General features: G+C 73.4%; 13 protein-coding genes. 7 read left to right on the forward strand and 6 right to left on the reverse strand.

Annotated features, from left to right (window positions below; all coding sequences use genetic code 11):
* The first annotated feature begins 96 nt into the window (after nucleotides 1–96).
* The 4 genes from A3IG_RS0103300 (at nucleotide 97) to A3IG_RS0103315 (ending at nucleotide 4,804) form a co-directional block, all read left to right on the forward strand.
* Complete coding sequence (locus A3IG_RS0103300; protein WP_018382125.1) at nucleotides 97–642, forward strand: GNAT family N-acetyltransferase; 546 nt, start codon at nucleotides 97–99, stop codon at nucleotides 640–642.
* Between the two features lie 163 nt (nucleotides 643–805).
* Nucleotides 806–3,583, forward strand: a complete 2,778-nt coding sequence (locus tag A3IG_RS0103305; protein ID WP_078499990.1) for a cation-translocating P-type ATPase — start codon at nucleotides 806–808, stop codon at nucleotides 3,581–3,583.
* Nucleotides 3,580–4,248: a potassium channel family protein gene (locus A3IG_RS0103310; protein ID WP_236719077.1), complete on the forward strand. Its 669-nt coding sequence runs from the start codon at nucleotides 3,580–3,582 to the stop codon at nucleotides 4,246–4,248. Before A3IG_RS0103305 ends, A3IG_RS0103310 begins: the two co-directional genes overlap by 4 nt.
* Before the next feature lie 100 nt (nucleotides 4,249–4,348).
* On the forward strand, nucleotides 4,349–4,804 hold the full coding sequence (locus A3IG_RS0103315; RefSeq protein ID WP_157862250.1) for a hypothetical protein: 456 nt from the start codon (nucleotides 4,349–4,351) through the stop codon (nucleotides 4,802–4,804).
* Nucleotides 4,805–4,818: 14 nt separating this feature from the next.
* On the opposite strand, the gene A3IG_RS0103320 is transcribed toward A3IG_RS0103315, so the two are convergent.
* Nucleotides 4,819–6,321: a cryptochrome/photolyase family protein gene (locus A3IG_RS0103320; protein WP_018382129.1), complete on the reverse strand. Its 1,503-nt coding sequence runs from the start codon at nucleotides 6,319–6,321 to the stop codon at nucleotides 4,819–4,821.
* Between the two features lie 324 nt (nucleotides 6,322–6,645).
* Between A3IG_RS0103320 and A3IG_RS0103325 the strand changes: the two genes are divergently transcribed.
* On the forward strand, nucleotides 6,646–7,863 hold the full coding sequence (locus tag A3IG_RS0103325) for a lycopene cyclase family protein (protein WP_040910765.1): 1,218 nt from the start codon (nucleotides 6,646–6,648) through the stop codon (nucleotides 7,861–7,863).
* Nucleotides 7,864–7,914: 51 nt separating this feature from the next.
* A complete protein-coding gene (locus A3IG_RS0103330; RefSeq protein ID WP_018382131.1) occupies nucleotides 7,915–9,486 on the forward strand; it encodes an FAD-dependent oxidoreductase in 1,572 nt (523 codons plus the stop codon).
* 26 nt (nucleotides 9,487–9,512) lie between these two features.
* Here A3IG_RS0103330 and A3IG_RS0103335 read toward each other — a convergent pair whose 3' ends face one another.
* The 3 genes from A3IG_RS0103335 to crtI are packed head-to-tail and all read right to left on the reverse strand — an operon-like array spanning nucleotide 9,513 to nucleotide 13,110.
* The gene (locus A3IG_RS0103335; RefSeq protein WP_018382132.1) at nucleotides 9,513–10,496 is read right to left on the reverse strand and encodes a DUF5914 domain-containing protein; all 984 of its coding nucleotides are present in this window, start codon (nucleotides 10,494–10,496) and stop codon (nucleotides 9,513–9,515) included.
* Nucleotides 10,493–11,539, reverse strand: a complete 1,047-nt coding sequence (locus A3IG_RS0103340; RefSeq protein ID WP_018382133.1) for a phytoene/squalene synthase family protein — start codon at nucleotides 11,537–11,539, stop codon at nucleotides 10,493–10,495. Before A3IG_RS0103340 ends, A3IG_RS0103335 begins: the two co-directional genes overlap by 4 nt.
* Nucleotides 11,539–13,110: a phytoene desaturase family protein gene (gene crtI, locus A3IG_RS0103345; protein ID WP_236719076.1), complete on the reverse strand. Its 1,572-nt coding sequence runs from the start codon at nucleotides 13,108–13,110 to the stop codon at nucleotides 11,539–11,541. The genes A3IG_RS0103340 and crtI overlap by 1 nt, the downstream gene beginning before the upstream one ends.
* 335 nt (nucleotides 13,111–13,445) lie before the next feature.
* Here crtI and A3IG_RS0103350 point away from each other — a divergent pair, with 335 nt between their 5' ends.
* On the forward strand, nucleotides 13,446–13,883 hold the full coding sequence (locus A3IG_RS0103350) for a GNAT family N-acetyltransferase (protein ID WP_018382135.1): 438 nt from the start codon (nucleotides 13,446–13,448) through the stop codon (nucleotides 13,881–13,883).
* A gap of 60 nt (nucleotides 13,884–13,943) precedes the next feature.
* On the opposite strand, the gene A3IG_RS0103355 is transcribed toward A3IG_RS0103350, so the two are convergent.
* Together A3IG_RS0103355 and A3IG_RS28470 are read right to left on the reverse strand one after the other, a co-directional pair.
* Nucleotides 13,944–14,225 carry a metal-sensitive transcriptional regulator gene (locus tag A3IG_RS0103355; RefSeq protein ID WP_018382136.1) on the reverse strand — a complete coding sequence of 94 codons (282 nt, stop codon included), beginning with the start codon at nucleotides 14,223–14,225 and terminating at the stop codon, nucleotides 13,944–13,946.
* Nucleotides 14,226–14,399: 174 nt separating this feature from the next.
* The coding region (locus A3IG_RS28470) for a M23 family metallopeptidase (protein ID WP_040910740.1) at nucleotides 14,400–14,536 on the reverse strand (137 nt) is incomplete at its 5' end.

The following is a 14,536-nucleotide window of genomic DNA, read 5'->3' on the forward strand; positions in this document are numbered from 1 at the left end:
CCGCACGGAGCGGACGAACCGTCCGGGGGGCGGCCGGAAACGGGCGTGGCTTCCGGCGCCCCCGGTCGGGTGAGCGGGGGACTATCATCCGGAGGCATGAGTGACGTGGTGACCTTCCGTGACGCCACCGAGGCGGACGTGCCGGCGCTGGTGGCACTGGTGCAGTCCGCCTACCGGGGAGAGGCCAGTCGGGCCGGCTGGACCACGGAAGCCGACCTGCTCGACGGGCAGCGCACCGACCCCGAGACGATGCGTGAGACCCTGCGGACCCCGGGGAGCGTGCTGCTGACCGTCGAGCGCGACCGGGCCCTGGTGGCCTGCTGTCACATCACGCACCAGGCGGCCGCGGAGACCGGCGGCTCCGCCTCCTTCGGGTTGTTCGCCGTGTCGCCCCGGTTGCAGGGCGAGGGCCTGGGCAAAGCGGTCCTGGCCGAAGCCGAACGCCGGGCAGTGCTCGAGTGGGACGTGGAGGAGATGCGGATGCAGGTCATCTCCGTACGCCGGGACATCATCGCCTGGTACGAGCGCCGCGGCTACCTGCGCAGCGGCCGGACCAGCCCGTTCCCCTACGGTGACGAGCGCTTCGGCCTGCCCCGGCGGTCCGACCTGGCCTTCGAGTTGCTGGTCAAGACCCTGCGCTGAGCAGCCGCCCCCACCGACGGAATGGCTCGTCACGGCGTCGTTCGGGGTGGGACTGGGCGTGGGACGTTGAGCCGGCCCGGGCGTCGGGGGACACTCAACGCACCCGACGCGGTCACTGACAGTCGCTGACCGCTGCCCGTCCGTGACCGGTGAGGTGTCGTTGATGGCAGCCGATCCTGTTCCTCCCCCGGCCGGTGGGGACGGGACAGCGGTGTTGTCGTTGCCGCCGCAGGAGGTCTTCGCGGCACTGAGGACGTCACCAGAGGGGCTGTCCGGCGCGGAGGCGGCGGCCCGGCGAGCCCGTGTGGGGGACAACGCGCTGCCGAAGCCGGCGCGGCGGCCGTGGTGGCGGGATCTCGCCCAGCAGTTCAAGGACCTGTTCGCGGTGATCCTGCTGGTGGCCTCGGCGATCACCTTCCTGTCCTGGGGGCTGGAGAGCCCGCGGGACGCCAGGACCCTGCAGTTGGCGGTGGCGATCGCGGGTGTGGTGGCGCTGAACGCCGCGATCGGCTTCGCCCAGCAGTACTCCGCCGAACGTACGGCCCAGTCGCTCCAGGAGATGGTGCCGAGGATGTGCCGGGTGCTGCGGGACGGTGAGCTGACCGAGCTGCCGGCGAGTGACCTGGTGCCCGGTGACGTGGTGGTCCTGGGGGCGGGGGACGCGGTGCCCGCCGACTGCCGGGTGGTGCAGGCGCAGGGCGTGTCGGTGAACAACGCGGCGCTGACCGGGGAGAGCGGTGCGGTCGGGAGGAGCAGCGACCCGGTGTCGCAGGGACCGGCGCTCCAGGCCCGCAACTGCGTGTTCATGGGCACGGACATGGTGGCGGGCTCAGCCCGGGGGGTGGTGTTCGCCACCGGCGAGGCCACTGAGTTCGGTCGGATCTTCCGGTTGACGGCGGCGGCGCCACGGCAGAAGACGCCGTTGCAGCGCCAGGTGGCGTCGATGGCACGGCGGGTTGCGGGGGCGGCGTTGGCCGCCGGCGCGGCGATCTTCGCGGTGCGGATGCCGACCGGGCAGCCCATCGTGGAGACGTTCGTGTTCGCGCTCGGGGTGATGGTGGCGTTGGTCCCCGAGGGGCTCCCGGCCACGTTGTCGGTGTCACTGGCCGTCGGCGTCCGACGTATGGCACGGCGGAACGCACTGGTCAAACGGCTGCTCGCGGTGGAGGCACTCGGCTCCACCACCGTGGTGTGCACGGACAAGACCGGCACCCTGACCCAGGCGGAGATGACCGTGGTGCAGGTGTGGGTCAGCGGGGTGCCGCACCCGGTCTCCGGGGTCGGGTACGCGCCGCAGGGCGAGGTCACCGACGGCGATGAGGTGCGGGAGCTGTTGCGCACCGCCGGGCTGTGTTCCAACGCGCGGTTGGTCGCCCCCGACGAACGGCAGGGCTGGCGGGTCCTGGGCGACACCACGGAGGGCGCCCTGCTGGTCGCCGCGGCCAAGGCGGGGATCGACCTGGACGCCGAGGCCCGGGCCGCGCCGCGTGAGGCGGAGTACCCGTTCGACTCGGTCCGGAAGCTGATGAGCACGGTGCACCGGGACACCGCCGGTGGTCAGCACCGCCTCAACGCCAAGGGAGCCCCGCACGAGCTGCTCGCCTGCTGCACCAGCATCTGGTGGGAGGGGCGGAGCCAGCCACTGGACGACCGGCTCCGCGCAGCGGTGGGCACGGCGAGCGACGACCTGGCGGCACAGGGCCTGCGCGTGCTGGGAGTGGCACGGCGGGCGCTGGACGCGGCGCAGCCCGACCGAGAGGGGGCCGAGTCGGACCTGACCTTCCTCGGTCTCGTGGGCATGCAGGACCCGCCCCGGCCCGATGTGCGCGACGCCGTCGACGCCTGCCGTCGCGCCGGTATCCGGATCGTCATGGTCACCGGGGACCATCCCCTGACGGCCGAGGCCATCGCCCGCAGGGTCGGCATCGTGCGCCGGACCGACCCGGTGGTGGTGACCGGCGCCGAACTGGACGAACTGGATGACCGTGGTCTGGACGCCCTGTTGGACAAGCCCGCGGAGCTCCTGCTGTGCCGGGTGAGTCCCGAGCACAAGATGCGGATCGTGACCGCCGTGCAGCGACGCGGGGACGTGGTCGCCGTCACCGGGGACGGGGCCAACGACGCCCCCGCGTTGAAACACGCGGACATCGGAGTGGCCATGGGGGCCGGTGGGACGGACGTGGCCCGCGAGGCGTCGGTGATGGTCCTGTTGGACGACTCGTTCTCCTCCATCGCCGCCGCGGTCCGCCTGGGCCGATCCGTCTACCAGAACATCCGCAAGTTCCTGATCTACCTGTTCAGCCACAACATCGCCGAGCTGATGCCCATCCTGGCCGCGACGTTCGCCGGGTTCCCCCTGGTGCCCATCAACGCCGTGCAGATCCTCGCGATCGACCTCGGGTCCGACGTGCTGCCCGCCCTCGCGCTGGGCGCGGAACCACCCGAGCCCGACGTGATGGACCGGCCCCCCCGTCCACGCCGGGAACGACTCTTCTCCGGCGCGGTGATCCGACGGATCCTGTTCCTCGGGGGCATCCAGGCCGTGGGGGTGTGCCTGGTCTTCTTCTGGCACATCCACAGCTCCGGCATCCCCTACTCGCAGTTCACCCAGAACACCCCCGCCTACCGCGAGGCCATCACGATGGTGCAGGCGGGCATCGTCGTCAGTCAGTTCTTCAACGCCCTCGCGGTGCGTTCCGAGCGGCAGAGCGTGTTCACCATCGGGGTGTGGTCCAATCCGTGGCTCCTCGCCGGCGGGTGCTTCGGCATCGGCCTGATGGCTGCGATCAGCTACCTCCCGCCCCTCCAGTCACTGTTCAACACCGCCCCGCTCCAGGTCACCCACTGGGCCGTCCTGGTGGCCCTCGGAGTTGTGCTCCTGGCGGCCGAAGAGGCACGCAAAGCATGGATGCGCCACCGCCGACCCGCGAACAAAGGATGATCACGGTGAGAGTACTCATCGCCGGATGCGGGCGGGTGGGATCGACACTCGCCACCCAACTCGCCGCCGAACGACACGACGTCCAGGTCATCGACGAGCGCACCGGAGCACGGCAGGCACTGCCCCCCGCCTTCCCCGGCCACTTCCACCAGGGCGACGGCACCAACGACCAGGTGCTGCGCTCCGCCGGGATCGAGCACGCCGACGGGTTCGTCGCCGCCACCTCGGACGACACCGCGAACCTGGCCATGACCCGCAGCGCCAAACAGGTCCACCGGGTCCCCATCGTCGTTGCCCGCCTCAACGACCCGTCACAGACGGACACCTACGTCGGGCTGGGCATCCACACCGTCGCCGGCGCGCACTGGACCGTCTTCCAGATGCACCAGATGCTCCTGCACCGCCACCTCACCCCCGAACTCACCTTCGGCAACGGCGAGACGCTGCTCATCCGCTCCCAGCCCCCCAGGTACCTGGCCGGGCGCAGGATCACCGCCTTCGAGGTGGACGGCGAGATCCGCGTCGTCGAGGTCACCCGCACCGGCAGGTCCCACATTCCCTCCGTGGACATGGCCATCCAACCCGGCGACCTCATCACCTTCGCCGTGGCCGCCACCGCGCTCCACCACCTGCAGGGCTTCCTCGACCGGCAGCTCGGCACCTGACCACCGCCCCGGACAGCGCCCGTGCGGACGGGTCCGCACGGCGTCGGCGGCGGTCAGTGGGCGGCCCGCCCGTCCAGGACCGATGGCCTACGCTGACCCCATGGATGCCGGTGCCGCGGGGGCGGCTGCACTCATGGCCGTACTGAACGACGCGGTGCGCGACTTCCGCGCGTACGGGTACGAGCAGTACCTGGCCCACCGGGATTTCGTCCGACCGCGTTTCGAGGGACTGATACCCGCGGCGACCAGCCCGACGGTCGCGGTGGGCGTCGCCTACGAACTGCGCTACGACCCGCCCGGGGTGCAGCCGCGGGAGGCCGAGATGTACCTGACTCTGCGGCTGTGTGACGACGCGTTCGTGGTGGCGGGGGACGCGTCGTTCGACGACCCCCAGCCGGACGACTTCGCCGGGGTCACCCAGCGGTACCTGTTGGAGCTGCCCGAGGTGCGGATGACGGACCTCGGTGAGTGCGTCGCGATGATCCGCCGCTACACCGCCCGGATGTGCGCCTACACGTCGTTCCTGGACGACGTGGGGGTGCCCCGGGCCTCCTGATGTGGGCCGGCCGCTCAGGGGGGCGCGTCGGGGGGCGGGGGGTTCTCCAGCAGTTCCTCCAGGTCCGCCAGGCGACCGAGTTGGTGGGTTGACGGCGCGGTGCGGTAGTTGCCCGCGAGCCGCTCGCGGTGGCGGTGCAGGAAACGCCAGTAGCCGGCGGTGTAGGGGCAGGCCCGGTCACCGGTGCGCTGGGTGGGGCGGTAGGCGCACGCCCCGCACAGGTCACTCATCGTGTTGATGTAGGCGCCTCCGGTGGTGTACGGCTTGGTGGTCATGCGACCGCCGTCGGCGTACTGGGACATCCCGATGACGTTCGGCAGCATGACCCAGTCGTAGCCGTCCACGAAGCAGCGGTGGAACCAGTCGGTGACGGCTGCCGGGTCCCAGCCGCGTTGCAGGGCGTGGCTCCCCAGGACCATCAGCCGCGGGATGTGGTGGGTCCAGCCCGTGTCGCGCACCTGCGCCAGGACCGTGGCCAGGCAGCGGGCGGTCACCGCGTCGGCGTCCAGGGTGGCGAACCACGACGGCAGCGGTGCGTGGTGGCCGAGTTCGTTGCTGTGCCGGTAGTCGCGTTCGAAGTGCCAGTACAGGTGCCAGACCCACTCGCGCCAGCCGGCGATCTGGCGGACGTAGCCCTCGACGCTGTTCAGTGGGGCCCGCCCGTCGCGCCACGCGCGCTCTGCGTGCCGTACGCACTCCCCCGGGTCCAGCAGACCCAGGTTCAGTGGTGCGGACAACAGGCTGTGGCTCATCCACGGGTCACCGGCGAGCATCGCGTCCTCGTAAGGGCCGAACGCCGGCAGTCGGTGGGTGACGAAGCGGCGCAGCGCGGCCAGTGCCTCCTTGCGGGTGGCGGCGAACCGACGCGGGCCGTCCCGACCGACGAAGGTGACGGCGCCTTCCCGTTCCCAGCGGTCCAGGTCGTGGCGGACCCGCTGGTCGATCTCGTCCTCGCGGGGGTAGTGGGGCGTGGCGACGTCGAGGACCGGGGTGCCGCGTGGCGGTGGGCGGCGGTTCTCCCGGTCCCAGTTCCACCGTCCGCCGGCGGGCTGGTCCCCGTCCACCAACAGTCGCTTGTGGCGGCGGACGTGGCGGTAGAAGTCCTCCAGGCGCCGTCCGGACACCTCGCCGTCGGCCCAGTCGGCGAACTCCTCGAAGGTGAGCAGGAAGCCGCGCGGGGGGAGGACCGTCACCTGGTCGAGGGAGGTGACGAAGTCCAGTGCCCGGTGCGACGTGGGGTGGGCGACGGTGACCTGCCGGGAGCCGACCGCCTTGCGCAGACCCTCGCGGTAGGTGTCGGCGTGGACGTACCGGACGCGGTCCCCCAACTCGGCGGCGCGGTGCCGCATCGCGCTGAGGACCAGGTGGGCCTTGGCCCGGTGGAAGCGGCGCCTGCGGAACACGGCCCTGGACTCGATCATGATCAGCGGGGCGTCGTCGTCGGGCCCGCCGTGCGACGGGGTCAGGAAGTGGGGGCCCAGTTGGTCGGCGAAGATCCAGTGGGGGCGGCGCGCCATGCTCCGGGGCCTTTCGCGCTGCGGTGCCGGCGGGGGTGGCTGTGGGTCACGGGTGCCGGAGGTCGGCGGCGGACGATCTCGGCGGCACCCATTGTGCCGCCGGTGGACGGTTCACCGGGGGACGGCGCGCGGGGGGCGTGTCCCGCCCCGGGCGGGGGGTGCCGGCGTGTTGGGCGCCACCGGTGTGGGCCGGGACGGGGGTGCCGCCGATACGCTGCCTCTGACCTGCACCGTTGTCCGCCCGGGCCAGCCACCCCGTGGTGGGGGGTGCGCCGCTGCTCGTGGGCCCGCGGGGTGGGCGGGGTGCCGCCGGAGGAGGTGGTCGTGTCGGTTCCCGAGGTGGACGTGGCCATCGTGGGCGCGGGGGCCGCCGGGTTGTCCCTGGCCCGGTTGCTGGCCGACCCGGTGACCGGCGGTTGGGCCGGGGACCGCGCGCCGCCCGTGGTGGTGCTGCTCCAGACGCCCGAGGCGCGGCTGCGGCCCGCGGACCGGACCTGGTGCTGGTGGGAGGAGCCGCCAGGTGACCTCGACGGGCTCACCTTCGCCTCCTGGCCGCGCGTCCGGGTGTACGACCCGGGTGGCGGTGCGGTCGAGTCCGACATCGCGCCGTACCGCTACCACATGATCCGCTCGGCGGACTACGAGCGCGCGGTGGGCCGGTGCCTGGACCGCGGCGGGGTCGTGCGGAGGGTCAGCGCGACCGTCACCGGGATCAGCGACCACCGTGACGACGCGGCGGAGGTGCGCTGTGTGCTCCCGGGAGGGGCCCGGTGGCAGGTGCGGGCGCGGTGGGTCTTCGACTCCCGGCCGCCGAGTCCGTTGCCCGCCGCCCGCACCGTGCTGCTGCAGCACTTCCGGGGCTGGTTCGTGCGCACCCGGGAGCCGCGGTTCGACCCGGACGTCGTGGTGCTGATGGACCTGCGGGTTCCGCAGCCGGAGTGCGGCCTGGCCTTCGGGTACGTGGTGCCGTTCGATCGGTGCGCCGCACTCGTGGAGTACACCGGGTTCTCCCGTGCGGTGCTGGGGGTCGCCGCGTACGAGACCGCGCTCCGCCGGTACGCCGGGGACGTCCTGGGCCTGGGGCGGTACCGGGTGGAGGCGGCCGAACAGGGGGTCATCGTGATGACCGACGCGGTGTTCCCCCGCCGGGTCGGCAGGCGCGTCTTCCGGATCGGGGCGGCCGGCGGCGCCACCCGGCCCTCGACCGGTTACACCTTCGCCGCCACGCAACGGCAGGTCCGGGCCGTCGCAGCGGCCTACGCGGCGGGGCGCACGCCGGTTCCCCCTCCGGCGTACTCGGCGCGGGCGCGTGCGTTGGACGCGGTGCTGCTCCGGGCCCTGGACACCGGTCGGGTGGAGGGCGCGGACTTCTTCGCTCGTCTGTTCCGCCGTAACCGGGCCGGTACCCTGCTCCGTTTCCTTGACGGGAGCACACGTTGGCACCAGGACGCGCGGATCGGTCTGACCACGCCCGTGGGGCCGATGCTGCGCACCGCCGTGGAGCTCCCGTGGGTGCGGCGTGGCGCCGCTGGTGGCGGCTGAGGCCGGGTCCGCTCCCCGGCCCGGTCCGTGGTCGTTCGTGGAGGAGGTGCGGTGCGCGGTTGGCGTGACCCCCGGCCCGTCCCGGCGTGGGACGGTGCGGCGCAGGCAGGTGCCCGGGACCGGCGGGCGCTGGCGGTGCCCGGCGTGGACGGGCGTCCCGGGTTCGCGGGCGATCCGCCCGTGGTGGGCGTCGTCGGCGGCGGGATCGCCGGTGTCGCCGCCGCCACGGTGCTCGCGGAGCGCGGGGCCCGGGTCGTCGTCTACGAACGCCAGGCGTGCCTCGGGGGGCGGTTGGCCGGCTGGCCCGTGCGTCTGGCCGACGGGTCGCGGGCGACGATGAGCCGCGGCTTCCATGCGTTCTTCCGTCAGTACTACAACCTTCGGGGCCTGTTGCGGCGGGTGGACGACACGCTGGGGATGCTCACTCCGCTGCCCGACTACCCGCTGCGGCACCGCGACGGGTGGTGCGGCAGCTTCCGCGACGTGCCCAGGACGCCCCCGTGGAACGCGGTGGCGTTCGTCGCCCGCAGTGGCGCGTTCACCTGGCGGGACGTCACCCGGGTGCGCGCCCGGACGGCGCTGTCGCTGCTGGACGTGCGGGTCCCGCGGGTGTACCGGAGGTTCGACGCCACCAGCGCACAGGACTACCTCGACGCCATCGGGTTCCCCCCGGCCGCCCGGCACCTGGCGTTCGAGGTGTTCTCCCGCAGTTTCTTCGCCGACCCGGCGGAGCTGTCCGCGGCCGAGTTGCTGCTGATGTTCCACATCTACTTCCTCGGGTCCAGCGAGGGGCTGCTGTTCGACGTGCCCCGGCAGCCGTACCCGGAGGCGCTGTGGGAGCCGTTGGCCCGCCACCTGGCCCGGCACGGCGCCGAGGTGCGGACCAGCACCCCGGTGCGGGAGGTGCGTCCACGCGCCGGGGGCGGCCTCACCGTGGCCTCCCCCGGCGGGGACGATGACGTCGACGCCGTGGTGCTGGCCCTGGACACCGCGGGTCTGCGCGCCCTGGTGCGGAACTCTCCGGGGCTGGGCGACGCCCCGTGGCGTGAGTCGATCGACCGGCTCCGCACGGCGAGTCCCTTCCTGGTGTCACGGTTGTGGCTCCGGCGCCCGGTGGCAGCGGACCGCCCGGGGTTCCTCGGCACCAGCGGTTACGGGTCGCTGGACAACGTCAGCGTCCTGGAACGGTGGGACGGCGAGGCCGCCCGCTGGGCCGCCCGCACCGGGGGGTCCGTGGTGGAACTGCACGCCTACGCGGTCACGGGCACCGACAGGCGGTCCGAACAGCAGCGGCTGCTGGCCCAACTCGGCGAGGTGTACCCGGAGACCCGCGGGGCCGAGGTGGTGGACGTGCGACACCTGTGGCGGGCGGACTGCCCGCTGTTCGACGTGGGTGGCTACGCCCGGCGGCCGGGCGTGCGCACCCCCGACCCCCGCGTGGTGCTCGCCGGGGACCTGGTCAGCAGCCGCCTACCGGTGGCGCTGATGGAACGGGCGGCGACCACCGGCATCGAGGCGGCCAACGCGTTGCTGGAACGGTGGGGTGTTCGGGGCCACACCCTGTGGACCGTCCCGGTGGCCGGCAGGTCCGCGGCACTGCGGGCGCTGGCCGCGCTCGCCTGACCCCCGGACGCCGCGGCGGCCGGGGGTCAGGTGCGGCGCAGCAGGTGGCGGCGTTCGGCGTAAGCCATGTCGTCGCGCCACAGCCGGGCGGAGGCGGCGGCCATCAGGGGGCGCAGCACCGGAGCCGCGCGGCGGGCCAGGGAGAAACCGCGGCGGTGCGAGCTGGCGACGACGGCCTCGATGACGGCGGTGCTGGGGTGCGGGTGGGAGTCCGCGGTCAGCGGGGTCGCGTGGGTCTCCACCACCGAGCCGGTCCCCTCGCCGTCGGTGATGCGCATGACCACGGTGCGCGGCCCCGGCGCGGTGAACACCGCCTCGACCGGGGCCACCAGGCGGCCGGCGACCTTGAACGCGACCCGGACGGTGAGTCCGTCGTCGCCGACCGGTGCCGGGTCCACGGTGAGGTCGGCGAAGGCGTACGGGTGGAACCAGGCCCCGTGCCAGGGGTCCAGGCGGTTGGCGACGACGTCCTGCGGTTCGCAGGCGCCCTGGGTGACCGTCACCGCGTCCACCGATCCGCCGGGGTCCGGCCGGTCCGGCACGCGTGGCGAGGGCCAGGGGTCCTCACCTCCCACCGCGTCCAGACGGCACCACACCAGGACGCCGTCGTCGTGCACCGGGTAGGGCTCCCAGCCGGCGAACGGCCCGCCGTCGAGAACGAGCCCGTGCCAGTGGCAGACCACCCGGTCCTGGCAGACCCGGCTGCGGGCGAGGGGCGCGCCCAGGTGCGGGCAGGCACCGGGGCCGGCACGCACCGCACCGTCCCGGCCTCGCCAGGCGATGACCTCCTGCCCGCCCACGCACCGCGCCAGGACGCGGCCGACCCGGACGTCCCTGGTGCCGGCGAGGACGTACCAGTTGCCGGTGGGTCGGGCGGCGGCGGCCAGGACCGCGGCGTCGATGACCGCCGGCCGTGCCTGACGCCAGGTGGGGGCCGGCGGTCCGGGTCGGGTACGACTCAGCACCAGCGGGAAACGGGCGCGGCGCCCGGCGCCGGGGCCGGCGGTCACGGGGCGTCCCTCCGGGCAGGGCGCCCGGGCGCCGTGGCGTCGCCGGGCCGTCGGTCGGCTGGGTAGGGCGGGTCGGGGACGTGGAGTGGCCGTGGGCCGCGGTGCCGGCGGTGGGCGCGCAGTCGGGCCGCGGTCACCGCGGCGGCCCCACGGGTGGCCGTGGCGACGCGGCGCGCCCTGGACACCGTCACCCTGCGGTGCAGCACCGGGTACCCCGCGGCAGCCGCGGCGTCCAGGATTCGGGAGTACAGGGTGAACGCGACGGCGACACACGGCCGCGAGGCGGGCTCCAGCATGGCGATGCCGGGCGCGGCCTCGCGGTACACGGCCCGGGTGAGCGCCGCGGTGTGGGCGAGGGCCGCGTGGATGCGCGGGTCGGTGCGTCCGCTGGCCCGGCTCCACTGCAGCAGGGCGCGGTCCACTCCGTGGGCGGCCAGCAGGTCGGCTGGGAGGTAGATCCGGCCGCGGTCGAGGTCCTCCCCCACGTCGCGGAGGAAGTTGGTCAGCTGGAAGGCGACACCGAGCGCGGCGGCGTAGGGCTCGGCTTCGGCGCGGGTGGTGACGGTTCCCAGCACGGGCACCATCTGCAGGCCGATGACGGCGGCCGAGCCGTGCATGTAGCGCCGCAGCGCGGCGTAGTCGGCGTAGTCCCGCACGTGCAGGTCCATCCGCATCGAGGCCAGGAAGTCGGTGAAGTGCCGGTGGGCGATGCCGTAGGTCCGCGCGGTGTGGGCCAGGGCCCGGATGACGGGTTCGCTGCCGCTCCCGGTCCGCAGCCCGGTGGTCAGCTCCTCCTCGACGGCGGCCAGTGCCGCGGCGCGGCGCGCCAAGGTGGCCCCCGCCGGCCAGGAGTCGACGATGTCGTCGGCGAAACGGGCGAAGCCGTACAGGGCGTGGACGGCGGGTCGCCGGCCGGGCGGCAGGAGGCGGGTGGCCAGGAAGTAGGTGCGTCCGTGCCGGGCGTTGAGGGCCCGGCACCGTGCGTAGTCCCGGCGCAGCGCGGGTTCGGTGATGCCCGCGGCGGTCAGCTCGCGGCCCGTCATCACACACCGGTTCCCGTGCGAGGTGGGGCCGGGGGGCGCGGCACGGCAGCCCGCGGGGGCGCGCCCGTGCGGCGTGGGGTGCGGCGGTGGGGGCCGGTGATCCGGGCGGCGGCGAGCTTGCCGGAGATCAGCACGGGCGGGATGCCGACACCGGGCGTGGTGCCGCATCCCGCCAGCACCGCGTTGTCGATGCCGGCGACGAGGTTCCGCGGGCGGAAGGGCCCGGTCTGGGCGAGGGTGTGGGCGGCGGAGAACGGGGTGCCCGCGGCCATCCCGGCGTCGGTCCAGTCCGCGGGGGTGAACAGCAGCTCGTGCTCGACCGCGGCGTCCAGCCCGGTCAGGCCGCGTCGTTCCAGTTCCCTGACCAGCACGTCGCGGTAGCGCGGCGCCAGCGTCCGCCAGGTCCCGGCGCTCGGACCGGTGGCGGTGTTCGGGCACGGCGCCAGGATGGAGTGCAGGTGCTTGCCGGGTGGGGCGAGGGCGGGATCGTGCGTGGTCGGCCGGGAGACCAGCAGCGACGGGTCGGTCATCAGCCTGCCCGCCCGGGTCACCTCGGTGAACGTCTGCCTCCAGGCACGGCCGAAGAACAGGGTGTGGTGGGCCAGGTCGTCCCACGTCCGGTCGGTGCCGACGTGCAGCACCACCGCGGACGGCGCGTGCCGCAGGCGCGGCACGCGCCGCGGGGTCCTGCCCAGGAGCCGGTACGCCATCGGCAGGTCGCAGGTCAGGACCACGGCGTCGCAGGCCAGCCGCTGCCCCCGCGCGGTGATCACCGCACGCACCCGGTCACCGGACCGCTCCAGGGCGGTGACCTCGCTGTCCCACTCCAGTCGGGCACCGGCCTCGGCAGCGGCGTCCGCCAGGGCCGTGGCGACGGCGTGGACGCCCCCGCGCGGGAAGTAGACCCCCGCGACCGTGTCCATGTAGGCGATCACCGCGTACGCCGCCAGCGCTCGGGCCGGTGACACGCCCGCGTACAGCGCCTGGAAGCTGAACACCCTCCGCAGTCGCTCGTCCCGCAGGAAGCGGCTGACCTGCGCGTCGAGGCGGCCGAATCCGCCCAGGCGCGCCAGCGCGAGCAGGTCGCGGTGGAGCACGTCCCGGGGCGAGTCGAAGTTCGTGTCGATGAAGCGGGGCATCTGGACCCGGAACATCTGCTCCAACCACTGGCGCAGCCGCCGGTAACCCGCTGCTTCCCGCGGCCCGGCGAACCGCCGGACCTCCTCCTCCATGGCGTCGGCCGCGGTGTGCACCTCCAACCGGGAACCGTCTGCGAACCGGGCGCGGTACGCGGGGTGCAGCTCCCGCAGCTCCAGCCGGCCGTCCAGCGAGGCACCGACCGCGGCGAGGGCCTCATCGATCAGGTGCGGCATGGTCAACACGGTCGGGCCGGTGTCGACGAGGAAGCCGCCGACGTCCACGCGGCCCGCCCGGCCACCCGGCCCCGCGCCCCGTTCCACCACCGTGACCTGCCTGCCCGCCCCCAACAGGTGCAACGTCGCCGACAGGCCGGAGAGCCCGGCGCCGACCACCACCACATGGTCGGTTCGACCGGGGACGGAACGCGTCACCGCGCCCGCTCCACCTTCGGGGCCCGCCCCGAGCGGGGCTGGCCCCACCCCGCGACCGCCGGCGTCCCCCTTGCGCCGACCGATGAGCACAGCAGACTGGCAGACAACATGAGGAGGCCCCTTCCCGCCAGGCCGGACAACGACGTCCTCTCTTCTACCGGAGCGTCGGCGTTCCGTGACGCACCGCCACGGGTCCTTCGTCCGGCAGCGGCACTGACGCACCACGAGAGCGGTCGGAACAGGTGGGTCCCGCGAGCCCTCCCGAGGCGGGCCGGGCCGAAGGGTCATGGTTGCGGGTCGGCAGCGCCCCTACACTCCAGTGGGTGCAACCCACGATGATCAGGCGTGCCGTCGCCCAGGACGCGGAGCGCCTCACCACGCTGATCCGGACGTCGGGCGCCTACCGGGGGAAGTACGCCTCGATCGTCTCCGACTACCGGGTCACCCCGGACTACATCGCCCGGCACCGCGTCTTCCTGGCACTCGATGTTGCCGGAAGGCTGTTGGGCTTCTACGCCTTGGTGCGGGAACCGCCGGAGCTGGACCTGGCTTTCGTGGCGGACGAGGCACAGGGAGAAGGCGTCGGCCGCCTCCTGATGGAGCACATGCTCGAGCAGGCCAGGGAAGTCGGCCTGACCCACGTGCGCGTCGTGTCCCACCCACCCGCCGAGGAGTTCTACCGACACCTGGGCGCGGAGCGGGTGGGCACGGTTGCGCCCTCGCCGCCCGAGATCACCTGGGAACGCCCAGAACTGCGGTTCACCGTCACGTGACCGTGCACCGGCGCCCCACCCCGCACCGGGGGGAACCCGTTCGCACGGCCGGCGGTCGCCTCACGCCAGGGACAGGAACAGCTTCTCCAGGCGGGCGCGCATCTGCTCGCGGTCCTCGTCCGCGCCCGTCGCCCCCTCGGTCAGACACTGCTGGAGTCCGGTGGCGATGACCGCGAAGCCCGCCTTGTCCAGAGCCCGGGAGGCCGCCGCGAGCTGTGTCACCACCTCCTCGCAGTCCCTCCCCTCCTCGATCATCTTGATCACTCCGGCGATCTGCCCCTGGGCCCGGCGGAGCCGGTTGACCACCGTCTTGAGCTCCTGCGCCCCCATCGTCAGTTCCACAAGCACACTCCGTTTCGATATACCCTCTAGGGTATTCTACCTGGGCTGGGGCGGCCGAGCGAAATGAAGCGAGCGCGCTCGTCCCTGATCGTCGGCACCCACACACAGCGCCGCTCCCGTTGGTGGTGGGAGCGGCAGCCGTGGTGTCATCTGTTTCGTTGGTGACCCGGTGGGTCAGAGGTTGATGCCCTTGGTCTGGAGGTAGTGGACGGGTTCGATGGCGGAGCCGTAGATCGGGGTGTTGCGGACCTCGAAGTGCAGGTGGGGGCCGCTGGAGTTGCCGGTGTTACCGGACAGGGCGATCTGCTGGC

This window comes from Wenjunlia vitaminophila DSM 41686 (genome assembly GCF_000380165.1).
GTDB lineage: Bacteria > Actinomycetota > Actinomycetes > Streptomycetales > Streptomycetaceae > Wenjunlia > Wenjunlia vitaminophila.

Bases quoted from the DNA above. Each gene is read 5' to 3' on its own strand.
- A3IG_RS0103305 (WP_078499990.1), top strand. From the start codon at position 806: ATGGCAGCCGATCCTGTTCCTCCCCCGGCCGGTGGGGACGGGACAGCG.
- A3IG_RS0103310 (WP_236719077.1), top strand. From the start codon at position 3,580: ATGATCACGGTGAGAGTACTCATCGCCGGATGCGGGCGGGTGGGATCG.
- A3IG_RS0103320 (WP_018382129.1), bottom strand. From the start codon at position 6,321: ATGGCGCGCCGCCCCCACTGGATCTTCGCCGACCAACTGGGCCCCCAC.
- A3IG_RS0103350 (WP_018382135.1), top strand. From the start codon at position 13,446: ATGATCAGGCGTGCCGTCGCCCAGGACGCGGAGCGCCTCACCACGCTG.
- A3IG_RS0103315 (WP_157862250.1), top strand. From the start codon at position 4,349: ATGGATGCCGGTGCCGCGGGGGCGGCTGCACTCATGGCCGTACTGAAC.
- A3IG_RS0103300 (WP_018382125.1), top strand. From the start codon at position 97: ATGAGTGACGTGGTGACCTTCCGTGACGCCACCGAGGCGGACGTGCCG.
- A3IG_RS0103340 (WP_018382133.1), bottom strand. From the start codon at position 11,539: ATGACGGGCCGCGAGCTGACCGCCGCGGGCATCACCGAACCCGCGCTG.